The organism is Methylicorpusculum sp., assembly GCF_030651835.1.
Classification (GTDB): domain Bacteria; phylum Pseudomonadota; class Gammaproteobacteria; order Methylococcales; family Methylomonadaceae; genus Methylicorpusculum.
On sequence record NZ_JAUSBX010000099.1, the window covers coordinates 1 to 18,220 of the forward strand.

Sequence of the window (18,220 nt, forward strand, 5' to 3'; positions counted from 1 at the left end):
CCCTTTACCACCCAGCTTGCCTAACGCCGTTTGGATTAATCCGCCTATTAACACAAAGGGAGAAACTTGACCCATAAATACACAACAATTAGACACTAAATAAAACAACTGGGTGTCTCAATGTCATTGACACATTCCGAACCAACCCAAGAGCTATCCGAAAGTCAAATTCCAACCTCTTTTAGCAAATAGCCGTTCTTTGAATCGCTTCATAAGCTAGAGGATTGCCTATTGCGGTTGTCCATGATTTCCATCAGATCATAGGTTTTGCCGTTACCTCAAAGCCTAGTCAACAACAGGTTCTGGTCTTTGTTCAGCCAGTTGCATAGCCGTAATGATGCCATTTGAACCTGGGTCAAGTCCCGGGAGTTCGGTTCTAATTAGGCCCTCCATGCAGCAACAGCATCGAGCGCTTCTACTGCTACCCAGTCTGCATAATTGGCGCAAGACTGCGAGTAGCTGTGACAGTCGTCGGTATTGGCAAAAAAAGAGCAAAAAAATCGAAAGGGGCCGAAAAACCGCGTCTTTCACCTCGATGAAATTGAAATGTTTCTCGTAAGATTTTCTCAACGTCAAGCGGAGAAAAATAAGTGAAACAGAAAAACATGATCGTAGTGAGTGTTCTAGCGACGATATTTACAGCAGCCCTTGTATTAGGGTTATCGCTTTTGCCATCAATCTATCACAACAAGCAGAAGGCTTTGTTGGCTCCAACTGAATCGCCCAAAGAGCGATAACCAAGTATCAACAAAATTTCTTAACAATAATGTGAGGTAAATAAAATGGCATTAAGTTTAGTCAAGGGCGGAAATATCAATCTGTCTAAAACAGACAATTCATTAAAGAACATCATCGTGGGAATTGGTTGGAATGTTAGAGAAAGCGACCAAGAAACTTTTGACGTGGACCTGTCGATAGATTTTCTCAACGTCAAGCGGAGAGAAAATAAGTGAAACAGAAAAACATGATCGTAGTGAGCGTTCTAGCGACGACATTTACAGCTCAAATCCAAGAGTCGGAAGCAAATGAGAGTTTCAAAGACCTCACGCTTTTCTGGGCGAATAAAGGGAATTAATTATGCGCAGCTTCTATGGAACCCACGCTATCTTGGTGGCGAGTTTGTTGATTGTCCTGGTATTCAGTGGAATCAAAGCAGCTTTTTTAGTGCTGGTACTTGCTGTACTAGAAATAAGCCTATCGGTTGACAATGCTGTCGTTAATGCAGGCGTTCTGAAGAACATGGAAGAAATTTGGCAAAAACGGTTTTTGACATGGGGAATGGTGATTGCCGTCTTTGGAATGCGGTTGATATTTCCAGTGCTGGTTGTCGCCCTTGCGACAGGCATGTCTGCGAATGATGTCGTCCTGCTGGCACTGAATTCACCTGATCAATATGCCCTATATCTACATGAGGCTCACCCCATGATTGCGGCCCTGGGCGGGATGTTTCTAATGATGGTCGGATTATCATTCCTGCTGGATGATTCCCGTGACGTATTGTGGGTCGGATCCATTGAAAAACGGCTGCAATCGCTGGGAAAAATTGACGCAGTAAACACGACTATAACCTTAGGCACTTTGCTGAGTGCTACGGCAGTGGTGCCTGGCGAAATGAAGATGTCGGTACTTACCGGTGGAATTTGGGGGATATTCCTGTTTGGATTTGTCAGCAGCCTAGATAGCTTGTTTGCTGTCTCAGATGAACAAGTATCAATGAGCGAGACCGTTAAAAAAGGAGGTCTTATTGGATTCTTGTACCTGGAGTTACTGGATGCCTCGTTCTCATTCGATGGGGTAATAGGTGCCTTTGCAATCTCTAAAGAAGTACAGATCATTATGATTGGATTAGGGATTGGTGCTTTATACGTGAGATCACTGACGATTTATTTGGTTAATAAAGGGATTCTGGACGAATACATCTATCTCGAACACGGGGCTCACTATGCGATTCTTGCGCTGGCGATACTTATGCTGGGAAGCATCGTTAAAGTAATACCCGAAGTGATAACAGGGGTTACGGGAGCCCTTGTAATAGGGTTATCGCTTTGGTCATCAATCTATCACAACAAGCAGAAAGCTTTGTTGGCTCCAACTGAATCGCCCAAAGAGCGATACCCAAGTATCAACAAAAATTCTTAACAATAGCGAGAGGTAAAAAAATGGCATTAAGTTTAGTCAAGGGCGGAAATATCAATCTGTCAAAAACAGACAATTCATTAAAGAACATCATCGTGGGAATTGGTTGGGATGTTAGAGAAAGCGACCAAGAAACTTTTGACGTGGACCTGTCGATGTTGATGGTGGGAGAAAACGAAAAAGCACGAAATGAACGAGACTTGGTGTATTACCACAAGGAGCATCAAAAATCACCTTGTGGATCAATCAACCACAGCGGGGACAACAGAACAGGTCAAGGCGATGGTGACGATGAAGCTATTAATGTGTTTTTAGATAAGGTGCCTAAAGACGTACAGAAACTAATCATATTTGTGTCGATATATGATGCTGAAAAACTGAAACAAAACTTCGGGCAAGTGTTTAACGCTTACGTTCGGGTCGTAAATGAAGAAACCAATGAAGAATTAACGCGATATGACTTGAGTGAAGAGGAAGATACCGCAACCTATACAGCGCTGATATTCGGCGAAATATATCGTTATCAAGGTGATTGGAAATTTAAAGCAATCGGTCGAGGCATCAAGGGCGGCTTGCGCGAGTTCGCAAGGATGCATGGTCTAGATGCATGAGTACCTTGACACCCATAAAAATGATGGCTTTTCTCGTTTTATGTTTCATCTCTGGTGGTCTTGGCGGCTATTACGCCGCCTCTTTTTCACCTGTGCCCGCGCAAATTGCAATTGTCGATTTGCAGGGCTTGGTAAAAAAAGCCGTCGAAAAGAACCAAGCGCAGACGGAAGACGATGCCAAGGCGCTAATGAACAAAGTAAAAGAATCAACTGAAGAGCTAGTTCAACGTGGCGTGGTCATTTTTGATGCGCAATCTGTTTTAAGTGCCCCCGAGGAAGCCTATGTCAACATTGAATAACCCAGAAACTTTAACGCTGCCAGTATTCGTTGAAAGAACTAAAACTTTTGGTCCGATTTTGCTTAATCACCTGAAATCACACAGAATTACTTGGATTATGGTGGTCTCGCTCTACTGGGTAATCCATTCCAACTACCGACTGGCCATCAATCAAACACCCAGCCTGCCTTATTCGTTGTTGCTGATTTGTCTGGATAAAAAAGTCGAAACAGGCGGCTTGATTGCCTTTAAATGGCACAACGGCGAACCCTATCCAGATGGTTATACCTTCACAAAGAGATTGCTAGCCGGGCCGGGGGAGATTGTCACTAAAAACGGAAGGGACTTCAGTGTCGGCGACCTGACTCTGGTTGGGAAAGAGGTCGGACTAAGCCTCAAAAAACTATTCCCAAATGATGAGTTGCATGATGGGAAAAATACGATCCAATTAGGTAAGTACTTCGTGGCTGGAGATCATGAATACAGTTTGGATTCGCGATACAACCTTCTTGGATTAGTAGATGAAAAAGATGTCATTGGCAGCGCATACCCGATTTTCTAGTCGCTTCCTGGCAGTAATGATACTGCACCTGTCGTCCTCGTCCGCGTGGGCGGGTGAGGACGATTTTTTTATCAAGGAAATTATGAAGCAACAACAACCTAGTATGAATAGGCAATTACCCGATTGGTTACAAACCCAACCGATACATTTAAACCCTGCTTTGGAAAAAATTCTTAAAGAAGGTAACAAAATGGCAGCTCCAGGAGGATCTTCAGGTAAAGAGGCAATCAACGGGAAGAAATCGTTAGCGGAAGCGGTTCAGGGACGTTGGATATTCGTATCTTTTGGAATGCCAACGCAGGAGTTAAAAGCAGCCGCTGAAGAAGCTGCTCAGACGAAAGCGATGCTAGTGTTTCGCGGGGTTGAGCAAGACCAAAATACGACAATGATGACAAAAAAGCTTTTGCCTATCGTAAAGGCCATGAAACCAGTTCCCGGGACAGTCATAGACCCAACTTTATTTACCCGGTTCAATGTGACAGCAGTGCCAACCATGATTGAAACGGATAGTGAAGGAAAAACACGTAGCGCTCGTGGATTGCCTGGTTTCAATTGGCTTAGCAAGCAAGAACCGGGGGATCAAGGGCAAAGAGGGCCGATTTACGGCATCGTGGAGCCTGACATGATTGAGGAAATTCAGCGTCGAGCAGCAACTATCGATTGGGATAAGCAAAAATCACTGGCAATCGCAAATTTCTGGAAAAACCAAGAAGAATTTAATTTACGCCCAGCGAAAAAGAACAAGGAACGATCAGTGGACATGACCATCGTTTCAACTCAGGATATTTTTCATCCGGATGGCCGATTGGTCATCAAAAAAGGCGACAGGATAAACCCCATGGCAATGATACCTATGAGACAGGCTTACATCGTATTTGATGCAACAAGTCAAAAACAAGTAGCTATTGCCAAGCAAGCAGGTGATGAAATTCTAAAGAGAGGAAAGCCGGTAATTTATCTGTTTTCGAAGATCGATAAACAGCGTGGCTGGGATCACTACAACGAGACTGGCGAACTCGTGAATGGGCGATTGTACAAACTCAATAAAAGCATTGTCGATCGCTTCAAATTGGAAGCATTGCCAAGCGTCATTGAGGGAGAAGGTGATCATGTAGTCGTAAAGGAAATAGTAAGCGGCGAGGTTCACTAATGCGACTAAACATTCTTTTAGGATTAGTGATCCTGGTTGTATCACAAGCCTCCATAGCCGATGAAGCGATCAACACAACGGAGACTGATGAGATATCAGTTGAAAAATTGCTGTGTCCGGATGCTGATATATGGGGAAAAAAGATGATAACGGGGATCTGTTGGAGTTGTCTGTTCCCAGTTAGATTGCTGGGAATGACATTATACGATATGGACAATGAAATTCCTGATGGTGCCTCAGAAGAAAGTTTTTGTGTTTGTAATGAAGCAGGAGACACACCGAAACTAGGAATGACAGCAGGAGCATGGATGCCGGCAAGGCTGATAGAAGTGGTAAGAAAACCTTACTGCTCACCGTCATTGGGTGGCATTTCATTTAATAACGGGGTGAGGCTCTGGGGCGGGCATAAAGAGGTTGAGGGTGATGGTAGTGATAAAACATTCTACAACTACCATTATTGGGCTTACCCGTTATTTATGATTTTGGATTTATTTACCCAGTCTTTTTGCAATGCTGGGGGGTTCAGAAATATGGATCTGATGTACATGTCAGAACTTGATCCAACATGGAATATCGATGAATTAGCATTTTTCACAAACCCCGAGGCAATTGTATTTGCTAACCCATTGGCTGTAGCGGCATGTACAGTAGATTGCGCAGTCACAACGGCTTATCAACCACTGAAATCATTGTGGTGGTGTGCGGGTTGCTGGGGAAATCTATATCCATTCGTGGGTAATATTGCCTCGGACGGATCGCCCCCACGAGATTCAAGTTTATTGTCGGCAAGAGTTCTGGCGGCCTTGCATAGAAGAGGATTAGCGCACAAGACCTATGGTGATGACGCTATGTGCGGAGGAACGATATACCCCATGATACCGAAGCAACAGTATAAGTTAAGCATGGTCTTCCCTATCGCAGAAGCAAAAGCAGAAAAAGAAAAGGCCGAAAAAAAGGATGCTAACGGAAATACTGTAATGGGAGCAAATGGACAGGCTGAGATGATTGATAAAGTTATCCCCGGAGAAAATTGTTGTCACTATATAGGCGAATCTACATTCAAATGGGGAGAGTGGAGAAATATACCAGGTATTGGCGAAGATTTTGTATACCTAATTTGGCGCTATACGGATTGCTGTCTAATTTATTCGGAATAAGCAATGAATAAATTAAAACGAGCAATAGCTGGCTTATTAATAGTTTGTCTATTTCACAATGCTATTGCTGCATTTTATCTGGCAACGTTGGTTATATTTTTTGTCCCATTTCCAGCATTTGCAGATGCTTTTTTAGATAAAGCGGCTGAAGGTGGGTTATTTGGTGAATCACTGATAAATGGATTTACGGTACCTGATGTCAACCGTTCAACAGGCAAGATAACACTCAATAATGGTGCTGTTGCGGGCGAAACCATCGAACAAAACGAGCTGTTTCAAGAAATTCAGCCGGGGTCAATGGATGAGGCGGCGGCAGCTTTTGGAAATGCATCCGCCCAAGGAGCCTATGTCAATAACACCGTTAGCACTCTAAATTCACAACCCACTCAGCATTCGTATGCGTACCAAACACTAATGGGCGCAAATACCGCAATGCCAAATCTGTTACATGATCCGATATGGAATCAATCAGACAAGGTTCTTTCTCTCCAGTCGCCATTAATTAATGACATGTTTAATGGCTGTACAAAAACAACAGACTGGGGAAAAACAGCCTGCTCTATCCACATCAAAGATATTAAGCAATGTAAAAAAAAATTAGCGACAGAAAAGTGTACCGTCAACCGATCAGTGACGCATAGCCCGATCATTGGTTTCATCAGCGGTAATGGCAGCGTATCTCCATGCGGAATAGGGTGCACGGTTATCAGTATTGGTGTTAATACAAACAACCAATGGAGAATCGGAAAAAGATGCCAAACCTTCACAATAACAGCTAGTTTTCAGATACCAAGACCCGATTCAATTGAGTCTGTAAGTCTTAATTTTGTTAGGTGGGATGATAAAACTCGAATATTTATAAACGACAAACTTATCTATACCGGTAGAAACGGATGGAACGGGCCCTGCGAACAAGCGACAAGTTGGACGCATAGCCCTGGAACCGATGTCACTGATCATTTTAAATCCCTTGCTCCTGGATCCGTAGTGAAAATAGAACAGGTCGTCGTCGTTTATGATGGCGGGGAAGGGCACGCAAGGTTCGTAGTCAGATCTAAGCCTGGACAGGGTGATTTCTTAGAAGATTTCATTGATCAACCGGTGGGATGTCGTCAGCGATTATTTAATGCCTGGCCATTAAATGGGACTGCACCACCCTTTATTCAAACAAACTCACTAAACGATCAAGCGTCAACAGAATGGTGGCAATGTACTGATGCATCAAATAGCAAAGTGGTTGGTCCTATAACGATTACGCCGGAGAATTATTCAAACTACATAGGTGGTCAGGATATACTGCCTGACGCGCCAAAATCGCCGCCAGCGCCCCTATGCTATTCAGCTGAAACACGAAGGCCGGGACTGATATCTTTGGAGTGCTATACGGATTATCAAGGCTATCAGGTTTGCCCACAATACAATTATGACTTGGAAGAAAACAACACCTGTGGATCATTATCGTCGTGTGCATATGTCAAAGAAGAATGCGAAAAAGATGAGAATGGCAATGATTCAATAGATCCTGTAACGGGTGCATGTAGGGATTTTGTTGTCACATATGATTGTGGAACTAATCATGATGCGCAATGCGATATTAGCAATAATGGAGAAAACACTATTTGTGATGCTGATATCCGATGCATGGGCGGGGAATGTGTAAGCCCTAAGCAGGAATCAAACGAAGACTTCATAAAAGCGGCAACCGCAATACAAACCTTAAACGAAACACAAAAACAGATGTCATGCGACCCAAATCAAGGGGCATGTCAATTTTTTGAAGGGGAAGGATACACCTGCAGAATGGCTGACCTGTCAATTCTTGGATCAGTTGATTGTTGTAATATGCCTATCCAAGGCAGTTGGATCGATTACATGATGTTAGCGGCAGACAGTTGGTATTTAGCGGATACGTCAGCCCAAATATACGCATTTGGACTCGAACATGCCAATAATGGCCTGACAGGGGCATGGAGTCTAGTTGCTGATGGAACAGTGTTTCAAACACCAGTAACAGGGATGACCGAGATATATAACGGAGTTACAGACACATTTACGTCAATGTATGATTCAGTTGTATCGATGTTAGGGGAGGATCTCACTACCAAATTAAGTATATCCGCAATAAAAGCACAGGCTGTTCAATGGTTAGGAGAATGGATAGCATCAACATTCGGTGAAACTGCCGCATCAACACTTTTATCAACAACAACTACGGGAACAGGGACAGCAGTAACAACAACCTATTCAATGACAGGATCACTCTTATCATCAGTCATAACAGCTGTTGGGATAATTTATGCGATCTATCAGATAGCGAAAATGGTGGTGCAGATGGTATTTGCCTGTACGGAGGATGAAATGAAACTGCAGATGTACAAAGATCAAAAACTTTGTACTGCTAGCGGTGAAATAGGCAGTTATTGTTCCGATAAGATATTAGGGGTGTGCGTTGCTAGAAGACAAGCTTACTGCTGTTTTTCAAGTCCATTTGCAAGAATATTTCAGCAACAGGCAAGAAGACAGTTGAATATGAATTTTGGTAAACCCAAAGAACCTAGTTGCGAAGGATTAAGTTTAAGTCAAATTGGCTCCCTGGATTTCGATAAAATGAATTTTGGTGAATGGATTAATATGTTGAAAGTATCCGGTATTATGGCAATAAATGATGCGAAAATTGAAGAAAGGTACAGCCCACAGTTCTCAACAGTAGGTAAATTGCCTGGCACTAATAATTACAGTGTAATTGATAGGTTAAACAAGCAAACCAATGAAACCAATGTTGACGAACAACGGCAGTATCTGATTGACAATCTGTAAGTCATTACATCAAAAATAGAAAGTCATTTTAATCAACGCCTGTCAACAATCGCTTTTTCTGCTTTTTCTGCTTTTTCTGCTTTTTAAGCCAATCCATCGCCAGGTTTTGGTGCCCGATCTTCGCATACAACCGGGCCGAATGATTCTGAGCATTGATCGGTTTCGGCCCGCGCTGGCCTTCGAACAGACTGCCCGCATTATGCAGCAATTCCTTTTTCCATTGACTGACTTGGGCGGGATGCAAGCCGAACTCCTGGGCAATGTCATTGATCGTCTTCGTGCCTTCTCACCGCTGCCAAGGCTACCTTGGCTTTTTGGACGACTGTAACTATCTTCCGTTTGCTTTCGCTCATCTTCTACCTTTCATTTCCCGTCAGGGCATAGCTTAAACGGCTGTCCGGATTCTTGGGGTCGACATTTTTTGGATAAATCAGCCTAAAAAATCGAAACAGGCCGAAAAAGCGCGTCTTTCGCCCGGATGAAAATTTTTATGGCCGTTTAATATCCGCAGTATGAACATAAAAAAAATAGTGCCATTAATTTTGACGTTATCCATCTCAGTTAACGCCAATTCGAATTCGGTTTTGGACAACAGCGTTTGGGGTGTTGCTGCCAGTTATGCGGGTATCAACGTGGCAACACTCTATGGGATAGCCGTCCAAGAGAGCGGAATGCGTTGGCGAGATGGAAGTTTTCGTCCGTGGCCTTGGACGCTAAACATCAATAAAAGCAAAAAGGATATCAAAGCCGGTCCCAGGCGGTACGCAAATAAAGAGGCAGCAGAACAGGCACTGAAAGCGCTCATAGAGGAAGGAATCAGAAATGTGGATGTCGGAATAATGCAAGTGAACCTGTATTGGCATGGAAACAAGGTTTCCAACGAACTCGATTTGCTCGACCCAAAAACCAACATAAATGTCGCGGCAAGCTATCTGAAAGCACTGCGTGCGCAGAACGACATTCGAAAAACTGTCGCCGATTATCATGCACCCACCAATGCCGTTCGAGGCAATAGTTACGCAAATCATGTAGAGCGATTCGAGAAAATCATCAATGAGAAACTTAAATAAAATCCCTATCGTAATAGCAACAACGATTGCATTGACAGCTTGTGCGATGACGCAGGATTGTCCATTTGTTCTGTCTGGCGATCGCTGTGAAGAAATCACCGTGAAAATCTATTTGCCACCCGTCGTCAGTGATCTTTCTTATTTGAAGGTGGGTTGGTTGCGGGATCAGGCCATTATCCAAGGAGGGTTTGAGCACACGCTATCTCTACCTGGAAAGGGAATCGTTCCCGCTGAGAGTGGATCAATGTCGAATTATTCGCTGCAAACGTTCCCCTTTCCTCCGGTACTGGAAACGGTTTTACCTGAAATTCAGTCGGTTTTGTTCGAATTTGATCAAGCGGATCTGTCAGTCAGTGAAACTCAGAAGCTAGATGACTTTCTGCAAAGAATTCCACCGTCAACGATGCTGCATGTAAGCATTGAAGGACACACAGATTCAAAAGGGTCCAGTGAATACAACAAAAAGTTATCAACAAGGCGTGCGATTTCGGTACGCAATTACCTGATTAAGCAGGGCGTTGCCGCGTCAAAAATTTCGGCCGAAGGATTGGGTGAAAATTCCCCTGCTGAAAGCAATGACACGGAAGAAGGGCGATTGAAAAATCGAAGAGCAGAATTGATTCCTATAACGGAGAGATAGAAATGCGAGACATTCCTAATTATTTGGACGATCCACAACAAATTCTTTTTTGGGAATTCGATGAGTTCATCCTGATGGCTATCGCGTTTGGTGTTGGCATCATGGTGGATTATCTGGGGGTACTGCTCGCGTTAGGCTTGGTCGGCATCAAGTTATACAGAAAGCTCAAGGACAGACAGGCGAATGGCTTTTTGATACACGCCCTGTACTGGTATGTGAGTCTGGGGTCCTATGAAACGACACCCACGTCGAGACCCTTGTCGTTTATCCGTCGATTCTTTTAGGAAATCAGAATGCTCTATAAAAATTTCGCATCAACATGGCTAAGTCTCCATGAATCAAACCGATTCCTGAAATTTGTTTGCATCTTTTTATTGACGCTTAATCTACTGACATTGGTTGGCTGGCTAAAGAAAGACACCGCAATAGTGCTGATTCCGCCGAGTCTATCGGAAAAATCGGAAGTGGCCAAAAACAAAGCATCCGAAGGCTATAAAAAAGCGTGGGGAATGTATACAGCGGCTTTAATCGGTAATGTGACACCGGAAAATGCAGATTTCGTCCTGGCGTCATTTAGCGGCATGGTAACGGGCGAAATCAGATCAATCGTTTCAGAACAAATTGCTCAGGAACTTGAAACGCTTAAACAAGAGAGCGTGTCGTCGAGCTTTGATATCGTGCAGGTGACTTATGAGCCCGAAACTGACAAGGTGTTTGTTACTGGTAAAAACCGAATGACCGGTGCCGGCGGCAAATCAAGTCCTACGGAGCAAACCTTTGAATTCAAGATAGACGTTAAACACTATTCGCCGATCATCACGCATATGTCCTCGTATAAAGGCATGCCTAAATTGCTTTCAATCATTAAGAAAGAAGAGGCAAAGCAAAAGATGCAAGAAGAACGTCAAAAGTACATTAAAAAATAGGAGCGTTGCATGCAATTAAAACCATTGATTCTATCGGTTGTGTCAATCTTGATCTCATCAGCAACGATGGCGAATGAACTTCCGCCAGAATTGCCATTTCAAGCATTGGATGGAACGTCGTTAAGCCCACACCCGGAAGGTCTTGCGGAGGATTTGGCGAACCCACAAAACGACAATCAAAGTGGCGATTTATACCCGAACGGGATGATCAATGGAAAGCCTGAATCGGCGGCAGCAACGATTACGGCTAATCCGCCTGAAGGGGATCAGCAGGTCGCCAATGATGGGCAATATGCACCGGGGCCAGTCGCTGAAGAAAAATCCAAACTTAAAAAAAGACCCAAGATTATTGCTAAGGCACTTGAACCACCCAACGAAAATCGCGCAATGAATAAACAAGAGCTCGATCTTGGAATGCAATCAGGTATTACGATCAAACCCAAACCCGGAAGAACTGAAAGTGTGATCGTTGCAAAAGGCAAGCTGAATCGAATAGTCACTCCCTATGCAGACCCCAAAGTCCTGACGGTAGACAACGTGGAAACGAAAATTGATGGTTCAGCAATTTATATTGCAACTGACTCAGAAACACCGGTGAGCCTGTTTATTTCTGACGCAGAAACTGGCGATGCTGCATCACTGCAACTTTCACCGCAGGAATTAATTACCCCTGTTGAAATTCGTATTGAAGGCGATGCAGCAAAGGGCGCTCAAGGCGAAGTCGGATCCTCGAAAACGGACAGGCTTTTCCGTCAAGACTTACCTTATATCAATGAGGTAAAAGCAATCATGCAAAACCTTGGAAAACAACAAATCCCAGAGGGATTTACGTTGGAAGAAGTAACCGAAGATTTAAGAGACCGAGCCTTTTGTCATGATCCCAACCTGACTTACTGGGCGGGTCAATTACTGTCTGGGCATGATTCCAGAATCATTATTCTGATTGGTCAAAACAATGGCAATAACGCGGTGATTTTTGAAGAGGCATTTTGTGCGAGTGAAGACACAATGGCTGTTGCCGCGTGGCCAAGAGTGAGGATAGAGCCAGGGGAAAAAACAGAAATCTACCTTCTGTTGCGATTGCCTGAGGGTAAAAGCGGCGAAGAAATCAGACCTGTATTGCTGTAATTGACGGAGAAACATTGTGATTGATCTGGAAAAGAAGACCGCCAAGGAAAAACTGATCGAATGGTATCAAACACTTGATCCGTCGAAACGCAAACAAGTCACGCAGATAGGGGGTGGGGCTGCGATTTTTGTCGTGGCGGCCATTCTGATTGTCAGTACATCCGATGACAATTCCCAAAACTTCATGCAGAAACCGAGAAAAGTGGAATACACACTTTTCACCGGGAAAAGTCCTCGGGATGTTTCCATCGATGCAATGGGCGGAAAAATCAAAAAACTGACGGAGGATTTTTCCGATATCAAAATGAGTTTCCAGCTTCAGGACGCCAAAATCCAGGACGCTTCGCGAATGATCAAGGAGCAAACGGAAGAACTGAACAGGAGAACAGAAAAGCTGGCACTGCAAACGACGGAGCTTTACCAAAAGATTGATGCCGCTCAAGAGGCGTTAAAAAACCAAGTGCCGTTGCCGGGATTACCCATGGATGACGCTGGCGGTGGGAAATATAAAAAAAGGACAGAAAAAAAAGGGAAAGATGCCTTTGAACCGGACTTAATCGGTCAAAAGATACCGGCAATAGCTGAAAGCGATGTGGCTCCCGCTGAAACAGGGCCAAAAATCAGAGTTATGACCGGTTCAGGTGAAGAAGGAAAAAAGAGCGATAAGGGTCCGGCATCAGCCCATGACCAGGATAGCAGCAAAAAAAATGGAGGAAAAAAAATCACGGAGTTCGTGAACATTAAAAAAGCGTCAAGCAAAAACGGGGTACCCGATATGTTTTTGCCGGCCGGTAGTATTTTAAGTGGAACGCTGGTGACAGGTCTTGATGCCCCTACCTCCAATCAATCTCGTAGTGATCCCTTTCCGGCTTTGTTGCGGATCAAGCATGAAGCAATTTTACCTAATCGTTATAGGATGGATATTAGAGAGTGTTTCTTGATTGCCAGTGGTTATGGCGACCTGAGTGCAGAAAGAGCTTACATGAGAGCGGAGCGTATCTCTTGCGTAAAGAAAGATGGCGCAGTCATCGAAACAGCAATGGATGCTTATTCAGTTGGCGAAGATGGCAAGGCTGGGGTAAGAGGCCGATTGGTAAGCAAAAACGGACAAATCATAGGGAATGCGTTACTTTCAGGATTTGTGTCTGGAATTGCTCAAGCGTTTGCACCTCAGCAAGTAAGAGCTCTGCAAACAGGTGCGATACCTGGGCAACAGCAGCAATTTCAGTACCCATCACCTGAAATGCTAGCGGGGCAGGCAGTCATGGGGGGGGTTAAGGGCGCTGCGGAACAAATTGCTGACTACTATCTTGATATGGCAAAAAACATTTTCCCAATCGTCGAAGTGGATGCGGGGAGAAAGATAGATTTCATCATGATAAGAGGAATGTCTCTTAATTCAAAATCCAAATCAGGTGCTGGCACCAATCTACAAGGCGGCGGACGCAACATGAACAACCTGTATAGCGCAAACCAAGATGGCTTTGGCCAAGGTTCAATGAGTGGCCTCGGCGGTGGCATGGGAGGTTACGGCGGACGAAGCTCAGGCGGATTTGGCGGCGGGTCTCGCGGGGTTGGCTACGGCGGTTACGGTGGAATGAGCGGCTTTGTTAGATAACCGTTCAATAAAAAATAATAGGGAGACAAAAATGGTGAAAAAGTTATTAGGGGTATCGGCTTTATTGACGTTGACTGGTGTTATCCAGGCGGCAGGCCAGGATAGTTCTCAGCTTGAAACAAGGAAAACCGACACCGAAATGACGGCTGAAGTCAAAGAGGTCATGCGCAGCGTGGACGAAGTTAAGCGGTTACCCGTCACGGGATTGTCGATGGTTAAAGCAGGAGATAAGACATTTTTGATTACCGATAATGGACATTTCGTCGTAGCCGGTAATTTTAAATTGGTCGATATGTGGCAAGGTAAAATTATTGGCTCCGTAGCGGACACGAAGGGAATAGAAAAAGTCGATCTGCGCAAGATAGGGTTCAATCCGGATGAACTTTCGACACTGACCATAGGAAAAGGAAAAAAGGAAGTTACGATATTCGTAGACCCTCAATGCAACTACTGTCACGAGCTGATTGCACAGCTTGAGCCACTGGGGAATGAATACGCATTCAAGCTCGTATTGATCCCCGTGCTTGGCAAGGAATCGGCAGAAATCAGTAAAAAACTGATCTGCAATAAAGACAAAGCGCAGTCATTAAAAGCACTGATCGCAAAGGATTATTCAACGCTGCCGGCGTTGGTCAGGGAAGAAGGATCGTGTGACTTAAAACCGCTGCAAAAAGCGGTAGTGGCAACGAAACTTCTGGATATTCAGGGCGTGCCATTCGTGTTTCTGCCTTCGAAAAACACCTTCAAGGGTGGCGTGAAATCGTTCAAAACCCTCTTAGAAAAAGACCTTGAGGATGAATTAAATGGTAAATAAGGGTTACTTAAATTTGGCCTTTTTAACGGCAACTGTTCTGCTTTTAAACGGTTGCTCTTTCTTGAGTATAGGGCAAGGCGATTTTTCCTGTCCCGGCGGCATTGAAGGCGTGCGCTGTATGTCCGCCCGGCAAGTCTATCAAGCAACAGAGTCTTCGGATTACGTAAAAACCCTAGATGAGAATGACAAAGGCAGCGACAGCGGATCTCGTGGCGTTCTGGCTTATTCAAACGCAACCAGGAATAGCCAGGTAGCCGTTCCCAGTATCGAACAGCCAGTCCCTATAAGGACGCAAGCGCAAGTCATGCGGATATGGGTGGCGCCATGGGAGGATGATGACGGTGATCTTCATGCTGACGGGTACTTATATACAGAGATCGAAAGCAGGCGCTGGAATCTTGGGGAGCGATTCCGGTCCCCAGGGAGGGCCATATCGCCTTTGTCGGACAGAACGCCGAGGTGAAAAAAAAATAATCCGGACGAAGAAAGTCCGGTTTTTTTTGCCCGTCGCGCAGAAAGGGGTTCGAAATAGGCTGCCTTTCGTCTGTCCACCAAAAGAACACCTGATAGGCTGCTCTTTCGCGCTTATACACCGCTGATTTTTTGTTGACAATGACCGTGTTCCGGAACAGAACCTCGGTCAGTGAATTGCAAATAGCTGACAACCCTAATCAAGCCTATTTTTGGAGTTCTTTAAATGAACAAATTGAAAGCACTGTTTACCTCTAAACCATTGTTGGCCACTTCTGTTGCTGCTGCTGTCGCGCTTGCTCCTGAAGCAATGGCCGGTACCGGTGGTAGTGAGTTCGACGACATCTACACCCTGTTGGTTGGCTGGACTCAAGGTACTTTGGGAAAAATCATTGCCTTGGGCATGTTCATGGTGGGTTTGTCTGCCGGCATCGTCAACCAGTCTATCGTATCTGTTGTTATCGGCATCGGTGGTGCGTTGGCTCTGTACTACGGTCCAAACGTCATCAACGGTGTTGTTGCCGCTCTGGTTTAACTCCAGAGTTATCGCCCATCACCCCCGATGGGCGGTACCCTTTTTTGTTAGTTGTAGACGAAAGGGTCGCCCTCTTGACAAGGTGCGGCCCTTTTTTAATATAATCTTTTATGACCATAAATTCAGTTGTTTAGGCTATTATTTAGAAAAATAATTCCTTAAGTATTCTTGAAATTAATCTTATGACTCAAGCTTATCTAGTTCGACACAATGATCTTGAGAATATGCACCGCTATTACACAATGACTATTTCACCCGGTATATTCGGAGACTGGTCGCTTGTGCGCCAATGGGGAAGAATTGGTCATCCTGGAATGGTAAAAAAGGATTGGTTTCCTTCGCCTGAACAAGCGCTCGATGCAGGTGCCAAGATAGAAGAAGCCAAGAGGAAAAAAGGTTACGACGTAATATCGTCTTTCGGCCAAAACAAAGCGACATCATAGGCTGTGAGAACAACAAGGATTAAGAAAACTCAACCCCATACAATTGCTTTGATCCGATTTGGATGGCGCGACAGATAAACCCTATTCGTTATGCAAAGCATTGCATAATACATAGCGGCCAGAAACGGACGTTTGTAGTTTCGTAGCGAGGGCTGCGTGTTATTTCCGGTTATACACAAGATGGACTTACTGGCGTTTCAAAAACTTTTCCATCCTTTCGGTCTCTTCCCAACCAATCCTATCGGAGTCACACAGGAACTTGACCAAACGTTTGAAACTAACCCGATTGGCTTTATTATCGCAAGCACTAAAGTAGGCTTCCAAGTCGGCAACCTTAACACTGAGCAGGGAACGTGGCGGTATAGCCGATGACAATCTATCCTTAACAAATATTCTTATGTTGGCATGGTGCTCGTGCTGCATTTTTTCACTCAATCCTTCTTTAGCCAACCCTTTGTAAAAAGCGACCAGTATTTTTTGATTGCCATTGATAATAGCTTGGGTTAGGTCTGTGGCCTCTAACGAGGTAACGACCCCTCGTGATTCTTGAGCGTGACGCAACTGATTGTTGAGACCCTTGCGGATGCCGCTGCCAAATCTTACTGGATAGGAATTAAGTAGGCTGTCAAAAATGATTTTATCGCCAAAAGGTAGCAACACTGCATCCACCAATATTGGCGGTGCGTAAGGCAGTATTTCGGGGATTGGCGAGACTATGCCGATGACACCGTAAACAATTGGATTATCAGAGTCATTAAGGAAAAGACTGTATTTTTGCAAATGGCGCATGATAAAAAATCTAGCGGCAACACGACTTTTCCAACTTGCTGCCAATTCTAAATCTGCAGCTGATAAATTATCTGGGTTGCTGTCAATAAAGTCTTGCAACAGTCGGTCTGATGCCCACAAGGCATTTCGGATAACCGCTGCGTCTTGTTGATTAATATTGTCGTTTTCAAGCTGGCTTGGAAAGTCATTAAACAACTTCATCTGTTTGTTGACATAAGTCAATAATGGCCACCAAATACGATAAAACTGATCGCATTCGTCTGGTTGTAAATTCATGTCCGTTCCGTTTTTAAGTTTTGCTGCATAATCTGCTTCAGGCGGATAGTTTTGTAGCTGTACAATGATTGGTCGATAATTTTTCGTGGGCTTTTCCAGCCTTCCTTGTTCGCTTGTGATGATATTGAGCTTACACAAACAGATAAAACTCTCATAGGAGTTTCGTTTCAGAGAGTGAAGTTTTGACCGGCCCTTTTGAACGATAATTTTGCTTTAAAATGTTTTTGGCTGACTGCTCGATCGATTGCTGAAAAAGCGTTTCTCGATAGCTGACGTCGATTTTAATGCGGTGTGACGGGCGTGTCTGGGCCATCGTCGGTCGGGGTAACTATCCAATTTCAATAGTTAAGGCATTCTTTGACTCAGTTGACTGTCCGTTATTCGGCGAACAATTTGACATTGTCACTGAGTCACTACGGTCTAAACCAGACTGCTGCCTATGATTTTGAGTGACAGCTTTTGAATGGGTAACTGCCTTTCAAGTTAGCCATGCATGCTTGATTGAAAGGCCTAAGGGATACCGCAGGCATAAAAATCCCGTCATAATGGTGATTTTGCGAAATACCTCAGGCCGACAAAGATGAAAGAAGCCATTGCCCCGTCCGTCATGTTTACAGAAGAGCTTTCGGAATTGATTACCCGCTTGGTAAAACAAATACCCTATGACTCTCGACGTCAGGCGATGGGTGATGTTGTGCAAACCTTGCTGGAAGGGAAATCGCGACAAGCTGAGGACGTGCTGGGTTGGAATCGACATACCGTAGAGTTGGGGATTAACGAATTTCGCACGGGTATGCGT

At 44.4% G+C, this 18,220-nt stretch carries 21 protein-coding genes; 19 read left to right on the top strand and 2 right to left on the bottom strand.

The window, feature by feature from the left end:
• Positions 1–782 precede the first annotated feature (782 nt).
• From Q7V32_RS13410 to traN, 8 genes are all read left to right on the top strand, one after another.
• Positions 783–953 carry a TerD family protein gene (locus tag Q7V32_RS13410; protein ID WP_304897492.1) on the top strand — a complete coding sequence of 57 codons (171 nt, stop codon included), beginning with the start codon at positions 783–785 and terminating at the stop codon, positions 951–953.
• A gap of 124 nt (positions 954–1,077) precedes the next feature.
• Positions 1,078–2,139 (top strand): DUF475 domain-containing protein, encoded by a 1,062-nt coding sequence (locus Q7V32_RS13415; protein WP_304897493.1) that lies wholly within the window; start codon positions 1,078–1,080, stop codon positions 2,137–2,139.
• Between the two features lie 20 nt (positions 2,140–2,159).
• Positions 2,160–2,747 (top strand): TerD family protein, encoded by a 588-nt coding sequence (locus Q7V32_RS13420; RefSeq protein WP_304897494.1) that lies wholly within the window; start codon positions 2,160–2,162, stop codon positions 2,745–2,747.
• A gap of 5 nt (positions 2,748–2,752) precedes the next feature.
• Positions 2,753–3,046, top strand: a complete 294-nt coding sequence (locus Q7V32_RS13425) for a hypothetical protein (RefSeq protein ID WP_159658482.1) — start codon at positions 2,753–2,755, stop codon at positions 3,044–3,046.
• A complete protein-coding gene (locus Q7V32_RS13430; protein WP_304897495.1) occupies positions 3,030–3,587 on the top strand; it encodes a S26 family signal peptidase in 558 nt (185 codons plus the stop codon). Before Q7V32_RS13425 ends, Q7V32_RS13430 begins: the two co-directional genes overlap by 17 nt.
• A gap of 82 nt (positions 3,588–3,669) precedes the next feature.
• Positions 3,670–4,737: a TrbC family F-type conjugative pilus assembly protein gene (locus Q7V32_RS13435; RefSeq protein WP_304897496.1), complete on the top strand. Its 1,068-nt coding sequence runs from the start codon at positions 3,670–3,672 to the stop codon at positions 4,735–4,737.
• The gene (locus Q7V32_RS13440; RefSeq protein WP_304897497.1) at positions 4,737–5,894 is read left to right on the top strand and encodes a TraU family protein; all 1,158 of its coding nucleotides are present in this window, start codon (positions 4,737–4,739) and stop codon (positions 5,892–5,894) included. Before Q7V32_RS13435 ends, Q7V32_RS13440 begins: the two co-directional genes overlap by 1 nt.
• Before the next feature lie 3 nt (positions 5,895–5,897).
• Positions 5,898–8,711, top strand: a complete 2,814-nt coding sequence (gene traN / locus Q7V32_RS13445) for a conjugal transfer protein TraN (protein WP_304897498.1) — start codon at positions 5,898–5,900, stop codon at positions 8,709–8,711.
• A gap of 28 nt (positions 8,712–8,739) precedes the next feature.
• On the opposite strand, the gene Q7V32_RS13450 is transcribed toward traN, so the two are convergent.
• Positions 8,740–8,955: a hypothetical protein gene (locus Q7V32_RS13450; protein WP_304897499.1), complete on the bottom strand. Its 216-nt coding sequence runs from the start codon at positions 8,953–8,955 to the stop codon at positions 8,740–8,742.
• Positions 8,956–9,223: 268 nt separating this feature from the next.
• Here Q7V32_RS13450 and Q7V32_RS13455 point away from each other — a divergent pair, with 268 nt between their 5' ends.
• From Q7V32_RS13455 to Q7V32_RS13500, 10 genes are all read left to right on the top strand, one after another.
• Positions 9,224–9,781, top strand: coding sequence for a transglycosylase SLT domain-containing protein (locus tag Q7V32_RS13455; RefSeq protein ID WP_304897500.1), 558 nt, complete (start codon positions 9,224–9,226; stop codon positions 9,779–9,781).
• A complete protein-coding gene (locus Q7V32_RS13460; protein ID WP_304897501.1) occupies positions 9,765–10,421 on the top strand; it encodes an OmpA family protein in 657 nt (218 codons plus the stop codon). The genes Q7V32_RS13455 and Q7V32_RS13460 overlap by 17 nt, the downstream gene beginning before the upstream one ends.
• 2 nt (positions 10,422–10,423) lie before the next feature.
• Positions 10,424–10,705 (top strand): type IV conjugative transfer system protein TraL, encoded by a 282-nt coding sequence (gene traL, locus Q7V32_RS13465; protein ID WP_159658474.1) that lies wholly within the window; start codon positions 10,424–10,426, stop codon positions 10,703–10,705.
• 9 nt (positions 10,706–10,714) lie between these two features.
• Entirely contained in the window at positions 10,715–11,347 is a 633-nt protein-coding gene (locus Q7V32_RS13470; protein WP_304897502.1) for a TraE/TraK family type IV conjugative transfer system protein, read from the top strand.
• 9 nt (positions 11,348–11,356) lie between these two features.
• Positions 11,357–12,475: a type-F conjugative transfer system secretin TraK gene (locus Q7V32_RS13475; RefSeq protein WP_304897503.1), complete on the top strand. Its 1,119-nt coding sequence runs from the start codon at positions 11,357–11,359 to the stop codon at positions 12,473–12,475.
• A 16-nt stretch (positions 12,476–12,491) separates the two neighbouring features.
• Positions 12,492–14,093, top strand: a complete 1,602-nt coding sequence (locus Q7V32_RS13480) for a TrbI/VirB10 family protein (RefSeq protein WP_304897504.1) — start codon at positions 12,492–12,494, stop codon at positions 14,091–14,093.
• 31 nt (positions 14,094–14,124) lie between these two features.
• The gene (locus Q7V32_RS13485) at positions 14,125–14,907 is read left to right on the top strand and encodes a DsbC family protein (protein WP_304897505.1); all 783 of its coding nucleotides are present in this window, start codon (positions 14,125–14,127) and stop codon (positions 14,905–14,907) included.
• Complete coding sequence (gene traV, locus Q7V32_RS13490; RefSeq protein ID WP_304897506.1) at positions 14,897–15,370, top strand: type IV conjugative transfer system lipoprotein TraV; 474 nt, start codon at positions 14,897–14,899, stop codon at positions 15,368–15,370. Before Q7V32_RS13485 ends, traV begins: the two co-directional genes overlap by 11 nt.
• A gap of 234 nt (positions 15,371–15,604) precedes the next feature.
• Positions 15,605–15,913 carry a TraA family conjugative transfer protein gene (traA, locus tag Q7V32_RS13495; RefSeq protein WP_304897507.1) on the top strand — a complete coding sequence of 103 codons (309 nt, stop codon included), beginning with the start codon at positions 15,605–15,607 and terminating at the stop codon, positions 15,911–15,913.
• A gap of 182 nt (positions 15,914–16,095) precedes the next feature.
• Entirely contained in the window at positions 16,096–16,356 is a 261-nt protein-coding gene (locus Q7V32_RS13500; RefSeq protein ID WP_304897508.1) for a WGR domain-containing protein, read from the top strand.
• A 186-nt stretch (positions 16,357–16,542) separates the two neighbouring features.
• On the opposite strand, the gene Q7V32_RS13505 is transcribed toward Q7V32_RS13500, so the two are convergent.
• On the bottom strand, positions 16,543–17,559 hold the full coding sequence (locus Q7V32_RS13505) for a hypothetical protein (protein WP_304897509.1): 1,017 nt from the start codon (positions 17,557–17,559) through the stop codon (positions 16,543–16,545).
• Positions 17,560–18,001: 442 nt separating this feature from the next.
• On the opposite strand from Q7V32_RS13505, the gene Q7V32_RS13510 reads away from it, so the two are divergent.
• Positions 18,002–18,220 (top strand): hypothetical protein (locus Q7V32_RS13510; protein WP_304897510.1); only part of this gene is annotated, 219 nt, incomplete at its 3' end.